This is a genomic window from Flavobacterium sp. (assembly GCF_052437795.1).
Lineage (GTDB): Bacteria > Bacteroidota > Bacteroidia > Flavobacteriales > Flavobacteriaceae > Flavobacterium.
The window spans coordinates 1-545 of record NZ_JBQVPA010000025.1 but is presented as its reverse complement, the minus strand read 5'-3'; the positions used below and the strand labels follow the sequence as shown (position 1 = coordinate 545).

The following is a 545-nucleotide window of genomic DNA, read 5'->3' as shown; positions in this document are numbered from 1 at the left end:
GCAGCGCCCAGGTCACAAAGGTTAGTGGTCACCCTTGCACACTTATCTGCATCAGTACATAGCGGTTGCTAAACAATACTGCCGCAGCATACAACCTTTAGACACAAACAGCCATAGATGATGTTCATGTGATGTTTGGACTGTCTTGATAGCTTGTGTTGCCTTGCCATGTGGATGTTCCATCACAATCACCAGTATTGTCGACAGCACTTCTACCACAGGTCATCATCATCATCATCATCATCATCATCATCATCATCATCAACAGATAAAGTTCTGCCATAGCTGAGTAGTCTTGCAGCTGCTGCTGTGCTGGTCTGTGTGTTGCTTGCTTAGGCATCCCCTCCACAAGGGTGCCCATAGTGTCATAAGCAACAATCCTGCCAATGTGCCGTCATTATTATCATCATCATCATCATCATCATTATCACATGGCATTTGCATGTCGACGCTGATGCAACACATACTCAATACTCATGTGTCATTTGTCATGCTCAAACACATGAAATTGCGCGTGACAAATGACACATGAAACACATTATCTC

The 545-nt window shown here is 44.2% G+C and carries 1 protein-coding gene; it reads right to left on the bottom strand.

The genetic code is table 11. From position 1 onward, the window contains the following. Nucleotides 1-124: 124 nt before the first annotated feature. Nucleotides 125-361 (bottom strand): hypothetical protein, encoded by a 237-nt coding sequence (locus ACT6R0_RS18650; protein ID WP_444667460.1) that lies wholly within the window; start codon nt 359-361, stop codon nt 125-127. Nucleotides 362-545 lie beyond the last annotated feature (184 nt).

Coding starts and splice junctions, on each gene's coding strand:
- ACT6R0_RS18650 (WP_444667460.1), bottom strand. CDS start 361: ATGGGCACCCTTGTGGAGGGGATGCCTAAGCAAGCAACACACAGACCA.